This window comes from Allobosea eneae (assembly GCF_042657265.1).
GTDB lineage: Bacteria > Pseudomonadota > Alphaproteobacteria > Rhizobiales > Beijerinckiaceae > Allobosea > Allobosea eneae.
Genome location: NZ_JBHSLW010000010.1, coordinates 250,863 through 266,395 on the forward strand (window position 1 = coordinate 250,863; position 15,533 = coordinate 266,395).

Annotated in this window: 17 protein-coding genes; 10 read left to right on the forward strand and 7 right to left on the reverse strand. The window is 66.3% G+C overall.

Annotated elements, in window-relative coordinates:
- Positions 1-141: 141 nt before the first annotated feature.
- The 4 genes from ACFPOB_RS09415 to ACFPOB_RS09430 all read left to right on the forward strand — a co-directional run bounded on the left by ACFPOB_RS09415 (position 142) and on the right by ACFPOB_RS09430 (position 3,439).
- Positions 142-498: a hypothetical protein gene (locus ACFPOB_RS09415; protein ID WP_377797752.1), complete on the forward strand. Its 357-nt coding sequence runs from the start codon at positions 142-144 to the stop codon at positions 496-498.
- A 133-nt stretch (positions 499-631) separates the two neighbouring features.
- The gene (locus ACFPOB_RS09420; RefSeq protein WP_377797754.1) at positions 632-2,083 is read left to right on the forward strand and encodes an NAD-dependent succinate-semialdehyde dehydrogenase; all 1,452 of its coding nucleotides are present in this window, start codon (positions 632-634) and stop codon (positions 2,081-2,083) included.
- The gene (gene rpiA, locus ACFPOB_RS09425; RefSeq protein ID WP_377797756.1) at positions 2,080-2,790 is read left to right on the forward strand and encodes a ribose-5-phosphate isomerase RpiA; all 711 of its coding nucleotides are present in this window, start codon (positions 2,080-2,082) and stop codon (positions 2,788-2,790) included. The genes ACFPOB_RS09420 and rpiA overlap by 4 nt, the downstream gene beginning before the upstream one ends.
- Positions 2,791-2,944: 154 nt before the next feature.
- A complete protein-coding gene (locus ACFPOB_RS09430) occupies positions 2,945-3,439 on the forward strand; it encodes a DUF2059 domain-containing protein (protein ID WP_377797757.1) in 495 nt (164 codons plus the stop codon).
- A gap of 63 nt (positions 3,440-3,502) precedes the next feature.
- Here the strand turns inward: ACFPOB_RS09430 and ACFPOB_RS09435 are convergent, their stop codons facing one another.
- The 4 genes from ACFPOB_RS09435 to ACFPOB_RS09450 form a co-directional block, all read right to left on the reverse strand.
- Positions 3,503-4,930 carry an APC family permease gene (locus tag ACFPOB_RS09435; RefSeq protein WP_377797759.1) on the reverse strand — a complete coding sequence of 476 codons (1,428 nt, stop codon included), beginning with the start codon at positions 4,928-4,930 and terminating at the stop codon, positions 3,503-3,505.
- Positions 4,931-5,039: 109 nt separating this feature from the next.
- Positions 5,040-6,539 (reverse strand): tripartite tricarboxylate transporter permease, encoded by a 1,500-nt coding sequence (locus tag ACFPOB_RS09440; RefSeq protein ID WP_377797760.1) that lies wholly within the window; start codon positions 6,537-6,539, stop codon positions 5,040-5,042.
- Positions 6,540-6,551: 12 nt separating this feature from the next.
- The gene (locus ACFPOB_RS09445) at positions 6,552-7,016 is read right to left on the reverse strand and encodes a tripartite tricarboxylate transporter TctB family protein (RefSeq protein WP_377797762.1); all 465 of its coding nucleotides are present in this window, start codon (positions 7,014-7,016) and stop codon (positions 6,552-6,554) included.
- A gap of 87 nt (positions 7,017-7,103) precedes the next feature.
- The gene (locus ACFPOB_RS09450) at positions 7,104-8,066 is read right to left on the reverse strand and encodes a Bug family tripartite tricarboxylate transporter substrate binding protein (RefSeq protein WP_377797763.1); all 963 of its coding nucleotides are present in this window, start codon (positions 8,064-8,066) and stop codon (positions 7,104-7,106) included.
- 272 nt (positions 8,067-8,338) lie between these two features.
- Between ACFPOB_RS09450 and ACFPOB_RS09455 the strand changes: the two genes are divergently transcribed.
- Together ACFPOB_RS09455 and gor are read left to right on the forward strand one after the other, a co-directional pair.
- Entirely contained in the window at positions 8,339-8,548 is a 210-nt protein-coding gene (locus tag ACFPOB_RS09455; RefSeq protein ID WP_377797765.1) for a hypothetical protein, read from the forward strand.
- Complete coding sequence (gene gor / locus ACFPOB_RS09460) at positions 8,541-9,914, forward strand: glutathione-disulfide reductase (protein ID WP_377797766.1); 1,374 nt, start codon at positions 8,541-8,543, stop codon at positions 9,912-9,914. The genes ACFPOB_RS09455 and gor overlap by 8 nt, the downstream gene beginning before the upstream one ends.
- Positions 9,915-9,920: 6 nt before the next feature.
- Here the strand turns inward: gor and ACFPOB_RS09465 are convergent, their stop codons facing one another.
- Positions 9,921-10,136, reverse strand: coding sequence for a hypothetical protein (locus ACFPOB_RS09465; RefSeq protein ID WP_377797767.1), 216 nt, complete (start codon positions 10,134-10,136; stop codon positions 9,921-9,923).
- 96 nt (positions 10,137-10,232) lie between these two features.
- On the opposite strand from ACFPOB_RS09465, the gene ACFPOB_RS09470 reads away from it, so the two are divergent.
- Positions 10,233-11,204: a LysR substrate-binding domain-containing protein gene (locus tag ACFPOB_RS09470; RefSeq protein ID WP_377797768.1), complete on the forward strand. Its 972-nt coding sequence runs from the start codon at positions 10,233-10,235 to the stop codon at positions 11,202-11,204.
- Here the strand turns inward: ACFPOB_RS09470 and ACFPOB_RS09475 are convergent.
- Positions 11,128-12,168, reverse strand: a complete 1,041-nt coding sequence (locus ACFPOB_RS09475) for an alpha/beta hydrolase (RefSeq protein WP_377797769.1) — start codon at positions 12,166-12,168, stop codon at positions 11,128-11,130. The genes ACFPOB_RS09470 and ACFPOB_RS09475 overlap by 77 nt on opposite strands.
- Positions 12,169-12,410: 242 nt before the next feature.
- Between ACFPOB_RS09475 and ACFPOB_RS09480 the strand changes: the two genes are divergently transcribed.
- The 3 genes from ACFPOB_RS09480 (at position 12,411) to ACFPOB_RS09490 (ending at position 14,697) form a co-directional block, all read left to right on the forward strand.
- Entirely contained in the window at positions 12,411-12,647 is a 237-nt protein-coding gene (locus ACFPOB_RS09480; RefSeq protein WP_377797771.1) for a type II toxin-antitoxin system VapB family antitoxin, read from the forward strand.
- Positions 12,644-13,048 carry a type II toxin-antitoxin system VapC family toxin gene (locus ACFPOB_RS09485; RefSeq protein ID WP_377797773.1) on the forward strand — a complete coding sequence of 135 codons (405 nt, stop codon included), beginning with the start codon at positions 12,644-12,646 and terminating at the stop codon, positions 13,046-13,048. The genes ACFPOB_RS09480 and ACFPOB_RS09485 overlap by 4 nt, the downstream gene beginning before the upstream one ends.
- Positions 13,049-13,311: 263 nt before the next feature.
- The gene (locus ACFPOB_RS09490; protein WP_091830738.1) at positions 13,312-14,697 is read left to right on the forward strand and encodes a class II 3-deoxy-7-phosphoheptulonate synthase; all 1,386 of its coding nucleotides are present in this window, start codon (positions 13,312-13,314) and stop codon (positions 14,695-14,697) included.
- Between the two features lie 73 nt (positions 14,698-14,770).
- Here ACFPOB_RS09490 and ACFPOB_RS09495 read toward each other — a convergent pair whose 3' ends face one another.
- On the reverse strand, positions 14,771-15,517 hold the full coding sequence (locus ACFPOB_RS09495) for an outer membrane protein (RefSeq protein WP_377797775.1): 747 nt from the start codon (positions 15,515-15,517) through the stop codon (positions 14,771-14,773).
- Positions 15,518-15,533: the final 16 nt, after the last annotated feature.

Sequence of the window (15,533 nt, forward strand, 5' to 3'; positions counted from 1 at the left end):
AGCCGCGTCATCTCGTCGTGACCCCGCCGCAATCGCGATGATACGGCTGCGCCGCCATGATAGTGTGCGGACGAATCGTCGAAAGGGGTCGTAGCGGTGCCGAAACTGTCGAGCTGTTCCAGAAGCTCCATTGGCCGTTCGATGGGCCGGGCGCTGGGCGCCGGCCTGTTCGTCTTGCCGGCTTTCGGCGCGGCGCTCGCCGCGCCCTTCGAGTTCGCGCCGGCGCCGCAGACCGACCTCAACCGCGTCTATCGCATCGACAAGGCGACCGGCGAGGTCGGGGCCTGCCAGTTCCAGCTCAAGGAGGGCGGTGTCGGCGTTACCGTCTGCTTCCCCGCGGGGGAGGGGGCCGGCCCGCAGGCGCCGAGCGACTATGTTCTCGTCCCCTCGCGCCACGAGCGCGAAGGCGGCATCTTCCGCGCCAATGTCCGTACCGGCGAGCTCAGCGTCTGCTACGTCTTCGACGACAAGGTCGTCTGCACGCCGATGGCGAAGTAGCGGCCGCCGCCGGGCTGGTTCCCGAACGGTCATTTCAATCGGCGTTCCGCCTGCATGCGGCGTTTTGCTATCGGCAAGCGCGCGCAGCGCGTGCTAGAGCCCCGGCGACCCGTTCAATAGGCCGGAGGCTCATATGCTGACGCTCAAGGATCCCTCGCTGCTGCGCGCGCAGTGCTTCATCGACGGCGCCTGGATCGGCGAGGGCGTCGATGCTGTCGACAATCCGGCGACCGGCGAGATTCTGGCCAAGGTGCCGCGCTTCGGCGCGGATGAGACCACCGCCGCGGTCGAGGCCGCTTCGCGCGCCTTCAAGCCCTGGGCGAAGAAGTCGGCCAAGGAGCGCTCGCAAACCTTACGCAAATGGTTCGAGCTGATCATGGCGAACCAGGAGGATCTGGCGCAGATCATGACGGCCGAGCAGGGCAAGCCGCTGGCCGAGGCGCGCGGCGAGGTCGCCTATGCGGCCTCCTTCGTCGAGTTCTATGCCGAGGAAGCCAAGCGCATCTATGGCGAGACCATTCCCTCGCCCTTCCCGAATTCGCGCATCATCGTCCAGAAGCAGCCGGTCGGCGTCTGCGCCGCGATTACGCCCTGGAATTTCCCGGCGGCGATGATCACCCGCAAATGCGCGCCGGGCCTGGCGGCGGGCTGCACCTTCGTGGTCAAGCCGGCGCCGGACACCCCGCTGACCGCGCTGGCGCTGGTCGCGCTCGCCGAGCAGGCGGGCTTCCCCAAGGGCGTGCTCAACATCGTCACCGGCGACGCCCAGGCGATCGGCGGCGTGATGACCTCTCATCCGGCGGTTCGCTTCATCGGCTTCACCGGCTCGACCCCGGTCGGCAAGCTCTTGATGCAGCAGGCGGCCTCGACGGTGAAGAAGGTCGGGCTTGAGCTCGGCGGCAATGCGCCCTTCATCGTCTTCGACGACGCCGATCTCGACAAGGCGGTCGAGGGCGTGATTATCGCCAAGTTCCGCAACATGGGCCAGACCTGCGTCTGCACCAACCGCCTCTTCGTCCAGGACGGCATCCATGACGATTTCGTCGCGAAGTTCGCCGGCGAGGTCGCCAAGATGAAGGTCGGCAATGGCGTCGAGATCGGCGTCGTCCAGGGCCCGCTGATCAATGAGCGCGCTGTGGAGAAGGTCGAGCGCCATGTCGCCGACGCCGTTGCCAACGGCGCCAAGGTGATGGTCGGCGGCCGGCGGCATGCGCTCGGCCGTACCTTCTATGAGCCGACAGTGATCTCCGGCGTGACCACCAAAATGCTGGTCACCACCGAAGAGACCTTCGGGCCGATCGCCCCGGTCTATCGCTTCACCAGCGAGGACGAGGTCGTCGCCATGGCGAACGACACGCCCTTCGGCCTTGCCGCCTATTTCTACACCAAGGATCTCGGCCGCGCCTTCCGCGTCGCCGAGGAGCTCGAATACGGCATGGTCGGCATCAACTCGGCCATTCTCGGCACCGAGGTCGCGCCCTTCGGCGGCGTCAAGGAATCCGGCCTCGGCCGCGAGGGCTCCCTTCACGGCATCGAGGAGTTCGTCGAGATCAAGTACATGCTGATGGGTGGGCTCGGCGCGTGAGCGAGGATCTGAAGAAGGCTGCCGCGCTGGCGGCGCTGGAGCTGGTGCAGCCGGGCATGCGACTCGGCCTCGGCACCGGCTCGACGGCGAAGCATTTCGTCGATGGTCTCGGCGCCAAGGTCACGGCTGGATTGGATGTGATCTGCGTCGCGACCTCCGAAGCGACGCAGGCGCAGGCGCTCAGCCTGTCGATCGCGATGTCGACGCTTGACGAGACGCCCGAGCTCGACCTCACCGTCGACGGCGCCGACGAGCTCGACACCGGCTTGCGGCTGATCAAGGGCGGCGGCGCTGCGCTGCTGCGCGAGAAGATCGTCGCCGCCGCCTCGAAGCGCATGATCGTGATCGCCGACGCCGGCAAGCAGGTCGAGACGCTCGGCCGCTTCCCGCTGCCGATCGAGGTCGTGCCGTTTGGCTTGGAGGCGACGCGGCGGGCGGTCGCGGCTGCGATCGCATCGTCCGGCGCGCATGGCGAGCTCAAGCTGCGCCAGCGCCCCGACGGCTCGACGCTTCTGACCGATGGCGGCCACTACATCCTCGACGCGCATCTGGGCCGGATCGAGCTGCCGGAGGTGCTTGGGCTCGCACTCAATCAGGTGCCGGGCGTCGTCGAGCACGGCCTCTTCCTCGGGCTGGCCACCGCGGCTTTCCTCGCCGGAAGCGACGGTGTGCGGGTTCTCGGCGATCCGGCTGGCGAGCGCCGCTGACAAGCTGTCGAACGGCCCGCTCCAGCCGCAAAAGTGGTTTCCACTTTCGCTGGACATGTTCTAAGAGCGGCCTGCGGCTCGCCCGGTCGGGGTCGTTGCCGCACCGGAATAATGGAATCGCCGCATTCCGGACGATCGACGAAGGGGTAACCGCATGATCCGTCACAGCCTGGCAGGCGCGCTTCTCTCGCTGGCGTTGCTCGCCATGCCCGCTTTGGCGCAGCAGGGGCCGACGCCGGAGCATCTCAAGGCCGCCCGTGAGGTCGTCGTCTCCTCCGGCCTGTCGCAGTCCTTCGACTCGATCTACGCTGAGTTCAGCGCCGGTGTCCGCCAGAGCTTCGGCACCACTCGGCCCGAGCTGAAAAAGGACATGGACGAGGTCCTGACCGCCCTCAAGGCGGAGGCGGACCTGCGCCGCGAGGAGATCGTCGACTCGTCGGCCCGCATCTTCGCCAGCAAGATGACCGAGGCCGATCTCAAGGACGTCGCGGCCTTCTTCAACTCGCCGGTCGGCCAGCGCTACAATTCCTACCGCCCCCAGGTGATCGACGAGATATTCGCGCTGCTGCAGCCCTGGAGCACCGCGACCAGCAACCGGCTGTTCGATCTCTTCCAGGCCGAGATGCGCAAACGCGGCCATCAGCTCTGAGCTGCAGGTTCCATTGCTGACAAAAGGCCGCCGGGCGAACCGGCGGCCTTTTTTATTCGGAGGTCAGTTCACCGGCCCGCGTCCGCCGATATCCTCCATCATCGGATCGCTCGGGCGCGCACCGGTTGCCCGATTGACCATCACGGTGACGAACCAGAGCACGACGCCGATGCCGAGCAGGATGCCGGCGATCTTGTACTGGACCGGATCGCGCCCGGTCCAGGGACCGGCGAAGAAGGCGCAGAAGATCGCTCCGGCGATCGGCAGGATCGTCGGCGTGCGGAAATGCTCGTGCTCGACTGTGTCCTTGCGCAGCATCAGCACGGCGATATTGACGACGGTGAAGACGCAGAGCAGCAATAGCGCCGTCGTGCCGCCCAGCGCCGGCACCGTGCCGACGAAGGTGATCAGCGCGAAGGCGAGCAGGGTGGTGAAGCCGATCGCGACGTAGGGGCTGCGACGCGTCGGATGGACCTTGCCAAGCACCGGCGGCAGCACATGCTCCCGGCTCATGCCGTACACCAGCCGGCTCGCCATCAGCATGTTGATCAGCGCGCTGTTGGCGACTGCGAACATGGTGATGAAGCCGAAGATCCAGATCGGAAAATTCGGCGCGCCGGCTGCGACAACCTTGAGCAGCGGCGTCTCGCCCTCGCCGAGCTGTTCCGGCGAGACCAGGGTGATCGCCGAGACCGAGACCAGAACATAGATCACGCCGGTGATGACGAGGCCGGCGAGCAGGATCTTCGGGAAAGTCCGGGTCGGGTCCTTGGTTTCCTCGGCCATGTTGACCGAGTCCTCGAAGCCGACCATGGCGAAGAAGGCGAGGGTGGTCGCCGCGATCACCGGCCAGAACAGGCCGCCATCGCCGGCCGGCTTGAACTGAGTGATGCGCGAGACGTCGCCTTGGCCGGCGGCGATCGCCCACAGGCCGACGAAGATCACAATCAGGAGGCCGGTCAGCTCGACGCAGGTCAGCACGACATTGGCCTTCACGCTCTCGCCGACGCCGCGGAAGTTGATCGCCGCGACCAGCGCCATGAAGCCGAGACCGACGATGGTGATGCCGATGCCGCCGGCGAGGTTGAGCCCGAACGCGTGTGACATGTTGGCAGCGAAGGCGCGCGAGGCGGTCGAAGCCGAGGTGATGCCCGAGCACATCACCGCGAAGGCCACGATGAAGGTGATGAAATGGACGCCGAAGGCCTTGTGCGCATAGAGCGCGGCGCCGGCGGCCCGTGGGTATTTGGTGACCAGCTCAAGATAGCTGAACGCCGTGATCATCGCGACGACGAAGGCGACCAGGAAGGGCAGCCAGACGACACCGCCGACCTGCTTCGCCACCTGCCCGGTGAGCGCGTAGATGCCGGTGCCGAGAATGTCGCCGACGATGAATAGCAGCAGCAGCCAGGGACCCATCACGCGATGGAGGCTTGGCTCGGCAGCTTGGGCTTGCGGTGCGGCGGAAGGGGGCAGCGTAGCGTCGCTCATGATTCATCCTCGCTCGACGGGCCGCAGGCCCGGTGAAGAGGAGAACACAGTCACGCCATATTTGTTCAAGCGCAACCGGGACGTGCGGCCCCGGTTGTGCATTACGTGATCAGTCTTCTGCGGCCTTGAACTTGTTGAGCCCACTCATCACGAAGGGCGCGACCAGCGCGATGAAGGCGATGCCGAGCAGCGTGGCCGAGATCGGGTTCTCGAGAAGGATCATCGGATCGCCGAGGCTGATCTGCAGAGCGCGGCGCAATTGCGCCTCCGCCATCGGCCCGAGAATCAGCCCGACCACCATCGGCGCGATTGGATAGTCGTAGCGCCGCATCAGATAGCCGAGATAGCCGAAGCCGAAGAGCATGCCGAGTTCGACCGGGGAGGGGTTGACCGCGAGCGTGCCCATGGTCGCGAAGACCAGGATGCCGGCATAGAGCCAGGGCTGCGGGATCGCCAGCAGCCGCACCCAGAGCCCGATCAGCGGCAGGTTCAGGATCACCAGCATGACGTTGGCGATGAAGAGCGAGGCGATCAGGCCCCAGACCAGGTCGGGCTTCTCGGCGAAGAGCAGCGGGCCAGGATTGAGCCCGTATTGCTGGAAGCCGGCGAGCATGATCGCGGCCGTCGCCGAGGTCGGCAGGCCGAGCGTCAGCAGCGGCACCAGCGTGCCCGCGGCCGAGGCGTTGTTGGCGGCTTCCGGCCCGGCGACGCCCTCGATCGCGCCCTTGCCGAACTCCTCCGGATATTTGCAGAGCTTCTTCTCGGTCGAATAGGAGAGGAAGGTCGGCACCTCCGCCCCGCCGGCCGGCAGCGCGCCGATCGGGAAGCCGAAGGCGGTGCCGCGCAGCCAGGGCGCCCAGGAGCGCTTCCAGTCCTGCTTGCTCATCCAGAGCGAGCCCTTGATTGGGATGATCTCCTCCGGCTCGCGCCAGCGCTTGGAGGCGACGTAGAGCGCTTCGCCGACGGCGAACAGGCCGACCGCCAGCGTCGTCACCTCGACGCCGTTGAGCAGTTCGGGCACGCCGAATGTCAGGCGCGCCTGGCCGGTCAGCTTGTCGATGCCGATCAGCCCGAGCAGCATGCCGAGGAACAGGCTGGTCAGGCCGCGCAGCGGGGAATCGCCGAAGGTCGCCGACACCGTGACAAAGGCGACGATCATCAGGGCGAAATAGTCCCAGGGTCCGAATTTGACCGCCAGTTCGACCAGCCAGGGCGCCAGGAAAGCGAGGCCGATCGTGGCGACCAGGCCGGCGACGAAGGAGCCGATCGCCGCCGTCGCCAGCGCCGGGCCGCCGCGGCCGGCCTTCGCCATCTTCGAGCCTTCGAGCGCGGTCGCTAGCGAGGCGCTCTCGCCCGGCGCGTTGAGCAGGATGGCCGTCGTCGAGCCGCCATACATGCCGCCATAGTAGATGCCGGCGAACATGATCAGCGAGCCGGCCGGATCGAGCTTGAAGGTCACCGGCAGCAGCAGCGCGACCGTCAGCGCCGGGCCGATGCCGGGCAGCACGCCGACGGCGGTGCCGAGGAAGACGCCGATCAGGCAGAACAGCAGTTTCGAAGGCTCTAGAGCGACGGAGAAGCCGTTGGCGAGTGAGAGAAAGGTATCCATCTGCGTGCCTCCTCAGCTCAGCAGCGCTTCGAGCGGCCCGGCCGGCAGCGACAGGGTCAGGAGCTTGAGGAAGACGACGTAGATGATGGTGCCGAGCACCGCGCCGATGACGATGTCGACGATCAGCGCCTCGCGTCCGAAACCGCGCGCCGTGCAGGCGAAGATGATCGCGGTGGCGATGATGAAGCCGCCGCCGAGCGCGATGCAGGCGACGAGGCCGACCAAGCCGCCGATGATCCAGAGCAGCGCCTTGCCGTCGGCCTCTTCCGGCTTCGGCAGGCCGTCTTTGAACGCGACGATGAAATGCGCGAGCCCGAGCACGGCGAGACCGGCGCAGACGACATAGGGCATCGCGGTCGGCCCGACCCCATAGTTCGAGGTGATCGTCTGGCGCGAGGCATCGAAGGCGACGATCGCCGCCGCAGCGAGCAGCAGGAGCCCGACGATGAGGGCCGGGCGGTCGATGGAGCGGGACATGGGCGCGACCGTCTTCTCTGGAGCGAAGGTGACGAAGGGCGGGCGGCCTCGCGGCTGCCCGCCCTTGATTGACGTCTCAGGAGGGCCTTACTTCACCAGGCCGACATCCTTCATGACCTTTTCGACGCGGACCGTTTCGTTCTTCAGGAATGCATCGAATTCGGCGCTGGCGAGATAGGCATCGTCCCAGCCGCGGGCTTTGAGGATCTCGGCCCATTCCTTCGACTTGACCATCTTGTCGATCGCGCCGGAGAGCTCGGTCTTCTGCGCGTCGCTGAGCCCCGGAGGCGCCACGACCGAGCGCCAGTTCAGCAGCTCGACATTGACGCCGCCTTCCTTGAGCGTCGGGGCGTCCGGAGCGTTCGCCAGACGCTTGCTGGCGCTGACGCCGACGACACGCAGCTTGCCGGCCTTGATCTGGCCCTCGAACTCGCCATAGCCCGAGATACCGGCGGTGACACGCCCGCCCAGCATGGCCGCGAGCGCCTCGCCACCGCCCGAGAACGGGATGTAGTTGATCTTCTTAGCGTCGCCGCCGGCCGCTTCGGTGAAGAGCGCGGCGAGGATGTGGTCGGCGCCGCCGGCCGAGCCGCCGGCCCAGGTCACCTTGGCCGGGTCGGCCTTGACGCGGTCGGCGAGATCCTTGGCGTTCTTGATCGGCGAATCCGTGGGCACGACGATGACAAGCGCCTCGGCGGTCAAGCGGGCGATCGGCGTGGCCTGGGTCAGGTTCACCGGCGACTTGTTCAGCAGGATGGCGCCGACCATGACGAAGCCGTTGACCATCAGCTGGTGGCCGTCGCCCTTTGCGCCGATCAGCTGGGCGAGGCCGATCGTGCCGCCGGCGCCGGTGACGTTGGTCACCTGGACGCTCTTGGCGATGCCGGCAGCGGTCAGCGCCTGCTGCATCGAGCGGGCCGTGCCGTCCCAGCCGCCGCCGGGCGCGGCCGGAGCCATGATCTTAAGTTCCATCTGGGCGAAGGCGGCCGTGGTGAGGCCAGCCAGGGCGACGGCGGCCACGGCCCCGCGCTTGAAGAAGGACGTGAGCATAGTTACCTCCCAAATGGCGCGTTTGACGCGCCGATTGTCGACGCTCGCCTGTGGCACCGCATCAGACCGCGGATCAATTGCGCCTGATTGCATAATCACAAGTCAAGATGTTTCGCTTGAGCCGCCTGCCTACGCAGGAAAATTCGACGAGGGCAGCGGCGACACCATCGATGGTCGTAGGTCTTCCCAGCAACGCGGCGATCTTTGGAAGGGGCTGGTGAGCGTGCCGCTCCCTCTAGGCGCGGCATCTCCCATCGCGTAAGCCCCGACGCATGAGTCAGATTGCTCTCTCGATCGCAGCAGTGCGGGCCCTTCGCATCGCTGGCTTGCTCTATCTGGCGGCGATGTTTCTCGCGGCGCTGTTGGCGAATCACTCTGTGCTGCTGACGCTCGCCTTCTCGATCGCCTGCGTCGGGCAGGGCGCTACCATTCTCAGGTTTGGGACAGACGCCGCCTCGCGGCAGGGAGACAGCTATGGCTGAGTTCGACGTCGACCTCTTCGTCATCGGCGCCGGGTCGGGTGGCACGCGCGCCGCCCGCATCGCCGCAGGCCATGGCGCCCGGGTGATGATCGCCGAGGAGGATCGCATCGGCGGCACCTGCGTCATCCGCGGCTGCGTGCCCAAGAAGCTCTTCGTCTATGCCAGCCGCTTCGCCGACGAGTTTGAGGACGCGGCCGGTTTCGGCTGGAGCGTCGGCAAGCCGGAATTCGACTGGCCGATATTGCGCGATGCAGTCGCCAAGGAAGTGACGCGGCTCTCCGGCCTCTACCGCAAGGGCCTCGACGGCGCCGGCGTCGCGATCCGCGAGGAGCGGGCTGTCGTCGCGGGGCCGCACGAGGTCAGGTTGCAGAAGAGCGGCGAGACGATCCGCGCCCGCCATATCCTGGTCGCGACCGGCGGCCATCCGGCCTTCGAGCCGCCGATTCCGGGCGGCGAGCTCGGCATCTCCTCGAACGAGGTCTTCCATCTGCCGAGCCTGCCGCAGCGCATGCTCGTCGTCGGCGGCGGCTATATCGCGCTCGAATTCGCCAGTGTCTTCGCCCGCCTCGGCGTCGCCGTCACGCTGCTGCACCGCGGCGACAACGTGCTGCGCGGCTTCGACGAGGATCTGCGTACCCGTCTGCGCGACGCGCTCGGTCATGCCGGCATCACGCTGCGCCTCGGCTGCACCGTCGACCGTATCGAATTGCTGCCGGACGGCAGCCGCCGCGCTCATTGTGCCAACGGCGCGCCGATCGACGCCGACGTCGTCCTCGTCGCCACCGGCCGCCGCCCGAACACGGTGGGGCTCGGCCTCGAGGACGCCGGCGTCAAGCTCGGCCCCACCGGCCAGGTCCTGGTCGACGCCGCGTCGCTCTCCAGCGTTCCGTCGATCGCTGCCGTCGGTGACGTCACCGATCGCGTCAACCTGACCCCTGTCGCGATCCGCGAGGGCCACGCCTTCGCCGATACAACCTTCGGCGGCAAGCCCTGGACGGTCGACCATGCGCTTGTCGCCTCTGCCGTGTTCACCACGCCGGAGCTCGGCAGCGTCGGCCTCACCGAGCAGCAAGCCCTTGCGACAGGCCGCGAGCTGCGCATTTTCGAGACCGGCTTCCGGCCGATGAAGGCGACGATCTCGGGCCGCGACGAACGCATCTACATGAAACTGGTCGTGGATGCCGAAACCGACCGGGTGATCGGCGTCCACATCCTCGGCCATGATGCCGGCGAGATCATCCAGTCGGTCGCCATCGCCGTGACCATGGGCGCGACCAAGGCGGATTTCGACCGCACCATCGCCTTGCATCCGAGCGCGGCCGAGGAGCTCGTCACGATGCGCACGCCACGCAAGAGTTCGCTCTGACCGGCATCAGAACCCGCGATCCGCGCGACGGCTGTCGTGGATCAGGCTCGCATCGTTGAGCCCGACATCGCGCGCCATGTGAGGGGTCAGGCCCTCCTGGTCGAGCCGGTCGTCGAGCGCGACCAGGCGATTGCGCTGGAACTGGCGAATGCGAGCCAGTGCTGCTCCAAGCATTGGCATAAGGCTGACATATCGATTGCTTCTGCAGATTTCGGCCGACATGATGCGGCTCCCGAGTAGGTTTTGTCGTACTCAGGGATGCTGCTGAACCGAGATGCAGACAAACTGGATTTCGCGCTCCCTGGATAAGGCCAGCTGATGAATGATCTGGCGACCGGGCTGCCGCCGCTCAGCGCGGTGCGCGCCTTCGAGGCAGCGGCCCGCCATAGCAGCTTCACCCGCGCCGCGGTCGAGCTCGGCATGACGCAGGCTGCGGTGAGCTATCAGATCAAACTGCTGGAGGAGCGGCTCGGCCTGCCATTGTTCCAGCGCCAGGCGCGACGTGTCGTCTTGACCGAGGCGGGCGAGCGCCTGGCGTCGTCGGTGATGGATTCCTTTGATGGCTTGCGTGCGGCCTTCGCCGCGGTCACCGATACGGCCGAGGGCGTGCTCTCGATCCAGGCGCTGCCAACGATCGCCTCGAACTGGCTGGTGCCGCGCCTGGGCCTGTTCCAGTGCGCGAATCCCGGGCTGGCGGTGCGGATGGTCACGCAGGTCGGCCCGCATGATCCGCAGCGCGACGATTGCGATGTCGCTATCCATCGCGGCAACGGGCAATGGCCGGGGTTGGAAGCGCATTGGCTGATGACGAGCGAGTTCACCCCGCTCTGCGGGCCGAACCTCTTCCGCGATCTCGGCCGTCCGCCTCAGCCTTCCGACCTGCTGCATGTCAACCGCATCGGCAAGATCGAGGCCTGGGACCGCTGGTTTGCCGCCGCCGGGGTCAACTCCGAAGCCACTCCGGTGGAGCCACGCTTCGACCTCGCCGTGCAGCAGCTCGAAGTCACGGCCGCGCTCGCCAGCAATGGAGCAGCCATGTGTTCGCCGATCTTCTTTCGGCGCGAGCTGAGCGAAGGGCTGCTGATCCAGCCCTTCGATTTGATGCTCCCCGGTGGCAACGACTATTGGCTGACCTATCCGAAGCGGCGCCGGATCGCGCGCAAGATCAGCCTGTTCCGCGACTGGCTGCTGGACCAGGCGCGCGAGCCGGCGCCTATTTCGTCAGGCCCTTCTTCGCCAGCCAGTCCTGAATCAGCTGCGCCACAGCCAGATTATTCTTGTCCATCATGAGCATGTGCGAGTTGCCGGTGATGCCGATGGCTGGCAGGTTGACGACATCGACCGAGCCGCCGGCCGCGGTGATCTTGTCGCCGAAATCGGTCGCGGTCTTGCGGATCGTCGGCCAGCGCGCGTCCTGCTCGATATAGTCGCCGAACACCATCAGCACCGGGATGTCCTTCAACGCCGCCACCTTGGCCGGGTCGCCGATCCCAGCCGGCTCGACCGCGATCAGCGCCTTGACCTTGTCGGGCCGCGCCTGCGCCACCTTGAAGCCGAACTGGCCGGACTGGCTGTGGAACGAGATCACGCAGGGGCAGACCTTGTCGACCTCGGCGATGTAGGCGTCGATGATCATCTGGTCGGTCGATGTCCAGCGCGGCACGATCTGCTTGACGAAATTGTCGTAGCCTTCGGCCGGGAACTGGCTGCCGGGCAGATACTTGCGCTTTGCCGGATCTGAATCATAGCTGCCGGCGCCTGCGCCAATGCGGAAGCGCTCGAACGGATTCGCCGTGGTCAGGAACAGCGGTTCGCCGGGAATGACGTCGGGATACATCGCCCAGCTCGAACGCCCGCGCTCGACCGCGTCGGAGTTGTAGACCGACCAGCCCTTGCGCAGGAAGAATTCGAGCCAGCCCTGGCGCCCGTCCGGCGTGGTCTCGTAGTTGACGCCGGTCATGCCGCCGCCATGCCAGAGCAGCAGCGGGACGCTGCCCTTCTCGTTCTGCGGCAGGAAGTACTGCACATACATCTGGCCGGTCTGGTATGTGCCGTTGGGATCGACGCGGGCCGGCGTGCCGCCGGGGGTGAACACCACGTCCTTCACCGGCCGGCCCGAGATCTCGACCAGCTTGCCGCCGACATGGAAGGAGCCCATGCCGCGCAGCGTGATCGGCTCCTGTGCCTGTTGGGCCTGCGCCGCACCGAGGCCGCAGGCCAGGCCGAAAGCGGCCGCCAGAACGTGACGTCTCATGGTTCCTCCCGTCGCCGCGATCGGCGTTGTTGGTTACGCGGCCATCTTCGGCCGCGCCGCCCGAGGGAGACAATGGTCTTTGCGGGCAGGAGTGAAATGCAAATGCCGGAGCGATTGATGCAGGCCGCGCATCAAATAGAGCGTGATTGCGACTTGCAGGGCAGAGAGGTGAAGTCTAGTTTCTAGAAAACTTGGCTACGGTTCTAGAATGGGACGGGCTGTTAGCCCGGATAGGAATGGGCTTGAGCATCAAGAATGACGCCGTCGAGATCTTGGCGCGTGATCTCGCTCGGCGCCACGGCACGGGGGTGACCGAGATCATCCACCGGGCGCTCAAGGAGAAGGCCGAGCGGGACGCGGCGGGGCCGACGCTGTGGGAAAAGCTTCGGCCGCTCCACGAGAAGCTGCGAGCCTTGCCGGACACCGGGCCGGAGCCCGACAGGGATTTCTACGACGAGCTGAGCGGCGAACGGCGGTGATCGTCCTCGATGCGTCCGCGATCGTCTCCATCATGCTGGAGGAGGCCGACGCTTCGATGCTGTCGGAGCGGCTCGACACGTACGAGACGATGCGTTTCGCCTCGAGCGTGACGATCTGGGAAGCTGCTTGCGCGGTCGCACGGAGGAAGGCGGTGGCGAGAACGAGAGGCCTGGCTCTCGTTCAGGAGTTTGTGCAGACGGCTGGCATCGAGCCAGTCGCGCCCGATATGGGGATCACCGCTCTCGCCATCGAGGCCGCCGACCGCTACGGTATCGGTCCGGGTTACCCCGGCATCCTCAATCTCGGCGACTGCTTCTCCTATGCGACGGCGAAGCATCTTCGTGCCGCCCTGCTGTTCAAGGGCGACGATTTCGGCCGGACCGACGTCACGCCGGCCTGAGCGTAGGGCGTGGCCGCTGCTTCGCATGATTCAAAATCGATCCGGCTCAATCGCTGGTGCAGGGCCTTGAATCGGCGTCTTAACGGCTGGAATCCGTTTGACAGCCGACTACGCCAAGCGCCTGACGGGATTCATGCTTTCGCCCTGCGGCACGCCGTCCTTGCCGTAACGGTGGCCAGCAGCCATCTGCGGGTGTATAGGCCGCCGTTCGCGCCAAGATGAGGTTAACGCAGGCGCGATGCGTGAAATCAGGAGCAAGACCCATGTCCGAGCGGTGGACGCCCGAGAGCTGGAGGGCAAAGCCCGTCCAGCAGATGCCGGAATATCCGGATCAGGCAGCCTTGAAGGCGGTCGAGCAGCAGCTCGCCGGCTTTCCGCCGCTGGTTTTTGCGGGCGAGGCGCGCAAGCTCAAGCGGGCGTTGAGCAAGGTCGCGGCCGGCGAGGCCTTCCTGCTTCAGGGCGGTGATTGCGCCGAGAGCTTCGCCGAGCACTCGGCCGACAACATCCGTGATTTCTTCCGGCTGTTCCTGCAGATGGCGGTGGTGCTGACCTTCGCCGGTGGCTCGCCGGTGGTGAAGGTCGGCCGCATCGCCGGCCAGTTCGCCAAGCCGCGCTCCGCGCCGAACGAGAAGATCGGCGATGTCGAACTGCCGAGCTACAAGGGCGACATCATCAACGACAACGAGTTCACGGCGGAGTCGCGGATTCCCGACCCGCGCCGGCAGATCGAGGCTTACCGGCAGTCTGCGGCGACGCTCAACCTGATCCGCGCCTTCGCCACCGGCGGCTATGCCAATCTCGACAACGCGCATCGCTGGATGCTCGGCTTCGTCAAGGACTCACCGCAGTCGCATCGCTACCAGGAGCTGGGCGACCGCATCACCGAGTCGCTCGACTTCATGCGCGCCATCGGCGTCGATCCCGAGACGCATCCCGAGATGCGCACGACGGATTTCTACACCAGCCACGAGGCGCTGCTGCTCGGCTACGAGCAGGCGCTGACCCGCGTCGACTCGACCACCGGCGACTGGTACGCCACGTCCGGCCACATGGTCTGGATCGGTGATCGCACCCGCCAGCTCGACCACGCCCATGTCGAATACTTCCGCGGCATCAAGAACCCGATCGGCCTGAAATGCGGCCCCTCGCTCAAGCCGGACGAGCTGCTCAAGTTGATCGACGCGCTCGATCCGCAGAACCAGGCCGGCCGCCTCGTCCTGATCGGCCGCTTCGGCGCCGACAAAGTCTTCGACCACCTGCCGGCTCTGGTCCGCGCCACCAAGCGGGAAGGGCGCAATGTCGTCTGGTCCTGCGATCCGATGCACGGCAACACCGTCAAGGCGGCGAGCGGCTACAAGACGCGGCCGTTCGACCTGATCCTGACCGAGGTGAAGAACTTCTTCGCCGTCCATCAGGCGGAAGGGACGCATGCTGGCGGCCTGCATCTCGAAATGACCGGCAAGAACGTCACCGAGTGCACCGGCGGCGCCCGCGGCATGACCGATGCCGATCTCAACGACCGCTACCACACGGTCTGCGATCCGCGTCTCAATGCCGAGCAGGCGCTGGAGCTCGCCTTCCTCGTCGCCGAGCTGGTCAAGCGCGAGCGCGCTGGCCGGGCCCGGCCGGAAGTCGAAGCGGCGGAGTGAGCCGCTTCTCAGCGTCGCCAATGAAACAGGGCCGCGGCATTGCCGCGGCCCTTGTCATCTCAGAGGCTGCCCGTCAGAATTTAATGCCGGCGCCGACGCGTGCCGAAGTATGTTCAACCGTGACGTTGCCCTGCGCCTCCATCCGCGCGTAGAGCACTTCGGCCCTCAGTAGCAGCCCGCCAAAAACCGCGTCGACGCCGCCGCCGATCACGCCGCCGAGCATCGAGGCATTCTTGCGGCCTCCCGAGAGGAAGGCTGTCGCGTTGTTGATGGTCGGCAGCGGGGTATTGTCGCTCGGGTCGGCATCGACATACTGCGTCCGCACCGTCGCGGAGCTCGAGACCTTGCCCGTGCCATAAGCCAGGCCACCGGTGATGAAGGGCATGAACTGGCCCATAGTGTAACCCGCGCGGATGCGCAGGGTCGCGATCTGATCTGCTCTCGCGCTGACGGTGCCGGAGACGTCGGCCGTCGCGCGATAGCCATCGCTGAGAACCTGGATACGGCTGATCCGGTCGGAGTTGCTGGTGGTGGCATCGAGGCGCGTATAGTCCGCCTCGATGCCGAGGATGACGTCGCCGAAGAGGAAGTTATAGCCCGCAAAGCCGCCGAAGGTCGATTTGCTGGTGCTGCGCGACTGGATGTTCAGCAGCCGAGAAACGCCCATTTCGGTTTCGATCGTGGTCTGGCGCAGGTGGTTCGCGATCAAGTTGCCGGGGCCCTGGCTCGGATCAAAATTGACGTTCGAATAGCCCGCCAGACCGCCGAAGTAGAACCCCGACCAGTCGACGCCGCCGGAGCTGAAAATCGGCGGCTCCACAGGCTGTTCGATCTGC

Coding starts and splice junctions, on each gene's coding strand:
- ACFPOB_RS09440 (WP_377797760.1), bottom strand. CDS start 6,539: ATGGATACCTTTCTCTCACTCGCCAACGGCTTCTCCGTCGCTCTAGAG.
- ACFPOB_RS09430 (WP_377797757.1), top strand. CDS start 2,945: ATGATCCGTCACAGCCTGGCAGGCGCGCTTCTCTCGCTGGCGTTGCTC.
- ACFPOB_RS09455 (WP_377797765.1), top strand. CDS start 8,339: ATGAGTCAGATTGCTCTCTCGATCGCAGCAGTGCGGGCCCTTCGCATC.
- ACFPOB_RS09465 (WP_377797767.1), bottom strand. CDS start 10,136: ATGTCGGCCGAAATCTGCAGAAGCAATCGATATGTCAGCCTTATGCCA.
- ACFPOB_RS09445 (WP_377797762.1), bottom strand. CDS start 7,016: ATGTCCCGCTCCATCGACCGCCCGGCCCTCATCGTCGGGCTCCTGCTG.
- ACFPOB_RS09450 (WP_377797763.1), bottom strand. CDS start 8,066: ATGCTCACGTCCTTCTTCAAGCGCGGGGCCGTGGCCGCCGTCGCCCTG.
- ACFPOB_RS09490 (WP_091830738.1), top strand. CDS start 13,312: ATGTCCGAGCGGTGGACGCCCGAGAGCTGGAGGGCAAAGCCCGTCCAG.
- gor (WP_377797766.1), top strand. CDS start 8,541: ATGGCTGAGTTCGACGTCGACCTCTTCGTCATCGGCGCCGGGTCGGGT.
- ACFPOB_RS09475 (WP_377797769.1), bottom strand. CDS start 12,168: ATGAGACGTCACGTTCTGGCGGCCGCTTTCGGCCTGGCCTGCGGCCTC.
- ACFPOB_RS09435 (WP_377797759.1), bottom strand. CDS start 4,930: ATGAGCGACGCTACGCTGCCCCCTTCCGCCGCACCGCAAGCCCAAGCT.
- ACFPOB_RS09415 (WP_377797752.1), top strand. CDS start 142: ATGGGCCGGGCGCTGGGCGCCGGCCTGTTCGTCTTGCCGGCTTTCGGC.
- ACFPOB_RS09470 (WP_377797768.1), top strand. CDS start 10,233: ATGAATGATCTGGCGACCGGGCTGCCGCCGCTCAGCGCGGTGCGCGCC.
- ACFPOB_RS09420 (WP_377797754.1), top strand. CDS start 632: ATGCTGACGCTCAAGGATCCCTCGCTGCTGCGCGCGCAGTGCTTCATC.